Genomic DNA, 2,288 nt, shown 5'->3' on the forward strand with positions numbered 1-2,288 from the left:
TTCCTCCTTAGCTCAGTTGGTAGAGCGACGGACTGTTAATCCGCAGGTCGCTGGTTCGAGCCCAGCAGGAGGAGCCACTTTTAAAGCCGCATCACTTGATGCGGCTTTTTTGTATCTGCTTTATACGTCATTTCTCGTTTTCCCATTTATCTGCACTTCATTTCTAAACATCAGCGAACATTAAATCCTTTCTTCAAAAACACTTATTTCACGATAAAAATTTAATCCTCATCGTAATTTCAATACGCATTAGTATCCGAGCATATTCATCTTCACTAAGATGCCCGAGTTATTACATTTCTTCTTTTAGCTATGCCTTGCATAGTGATAACACTTTATTTGTGAGCTAAATATGAAACTAAAAACTCAAGCCTATTTATTATCTGCGATCATATTGCTAGCTCTCCTAGCTCTGACCGCAACGGGCTTATGGACACTTCGCGTCGCAAGTAACCTTGATAACAAAGCTCGAGTTACTGAGCTATTTAAAAGTGCGTACAGCATACTTACCGAAGTAGAAAAGATGGCTATCGAAGGCAAAATGCCGGATGACGAAGCGAAAGCATTAGCCACTCGCCTACTTCGTAACAATATCTACAAAGACAACGAATACGTTTATGTCGCAGATGAAAATATGATGTTCATCGCCGCACCACTAGACCCTCAACTGCACGGAACCAGCTTCCATGACTTTAAAGATGGCAGTGGTAATAGCGTAGGCCAACTCATTCTAGATGTATTGGGGCACAAAACAGGTCAGATCGTTGAATATACCTGGAGCCAAAAACAAGCAGATGGCAGCATTGAAGAAAAACACTCGATAGCAGAAAAAACACCACACTGGGGCTGGGTTGTCGGTACAGGTATTGGCTTTAATGAAGTTAACGCACGTTTTTGGTCGACAGCACAATGGCAGCTTGTGCTGTGTCTGATTATCGCGGGAAGTATTCTAAGTGGCCTGATCATTTCGATTCGCAAAATGCTTAATCTACTTGGTGGAGAGCCTAACGACGTGCGCAAAGCAGTTCAAGCTGTCGCTCAAGGAGACATTCAGACCAGTTTTGATACTGTGGCACCGAGAGGAAGTATCTATCGTGCCGTGCAAGATATGAGTCAATCACTAGCTACCATGGTGACAAACCTAGAGAAGTCTATGCATGCACTGCGCGCAGAGTTGTTTGCCGTAGAGGCTCGATCAAATACGATTGCCGAACTTACCGTATCTCAGCAGCAATCAACGGCTATGATTGCCACTGCGATGACTGAAATGACATCTTCAGCCAACCATGTCGCCAATTCAGCAAGCGACACCGCAAACAATACGGACGAGGCAGACAAACAAAGCCAACATACTCAGAAACTCATTCATAACACGGTTGAAAACATTCAAGGTTTAGCTTCTCAATTAAATACTGCGAGTAAAGCGGTCGCCGATCTAGATCAGGATGTAAATAATATTGTAAAAGTGCTCGATGTGATTGGTGATATTGCAGAGCAAACAAACCTATTGGCACTCAATGCAGCCATTGAAGCAGCACGTGCTGGAGAACAAGGCCGAGGCTTCGCAGTCGTTGCTGATGAGGTACGCAACCTAGCAGGACGCACACAAGACAGCACAAAAGAGATTCAGTATATGATCTCCAATCTGCAAGAAGGCTCTCGCAATGCCATTCACACAATGGAAATATGTGCAGAAACCAGTGAAAGCACTGTTACAGAGTCTAAGAATGCCTCTGAAGCTCTACAGCAAATTGTAACGGCGTTAGAATCTATCACCACAATGAGCCAGCAGATCGCTACTGCTGCCGCTGAGCAGACGCAGGTTAGCGATGATATTGCGCTACGCATAAACCTTATCGATGAAAGCGGAGGACAACTAAACTCTGTCGTAACCGAGAGTCAATCAAGTACTCAAAGTTTAGCTTCACTAGCGAATGAGCTAGAAGGTTGGGTAAACAAGTTCTCAGTAAAGCATTAGTTTAAAGTCAATTGTTCAATAAAAAGCACGTTTTCAGACGTGCTTTTTTGTTTTTATCGCCTTTATTTTGCAAGTGAATACACTATCAATGTTAAAACATCGCTTAAAGCATGGCGCATTGCTGCTAAAAACGCATAAAAACAGCCCACTCCGAGCACAAATTCATCAAACGATATTTTATTTTAATTTTATTGTTGACCTGAAAGCCGAAAAGCCTTTTAATACACCTCGTCGCCCGGATAGCTCAGTCGGTAGAGCAGAGGATTGAAAATCCTCGTGTCGGTGGTTCGATTCCGCCTCCGGGCACCAC

At 43.6% G+C, this 2,288-nt stretch carries 1 protein-coding gene and 2 tRNA genes; all 3 read left to right on the forward strand.

From position 1 onward, the window contains the following. The first annotated feature begins 1 nt into the window (after window position 1). The 3 genes from R7Z47_RS23965 (at window position 2) to R7Z47_RS23975 (ending at window position 2,287) form a co-directional block, all read left to right on the forward strand. A tRNA-Asn gene (locus R7Z47_RS23965) sits at window positions 2-77 on the forward strand. 275 nt (window positions 78-352) lie between these two features. Beyond that, entirely contained in the window at window positions 353-1,978 is a 1,626-nt protein-coding gene (locus R7Z47_RS23970) for a methyl-accepting chemotaxis protein (RefSeq protein WP_262607160.1), read from the forward strand. A 233-nt stretch (window positions 1,979-2,211) separates the two neighbouring features. Beyond that, window positions 2,212-2,287: transfer RNA gene (locus tag R7Z47_RS23975), tRNA-Phe, on the forward strand. Window position 2,288 lies beyond the last annotated feature (1 nt).

Origin of the sequence: Vibrio sp. 1641 (assembly GCF_033339995.1) — a bacterium.
GTDB classification, from domain to species: domain Bacteria; phylum Pseudomonadota; class Gammaproteobacteria; order Enterobacterales; family Vibrionaceae; genus Vibrio; species Vibrio alginolyticus.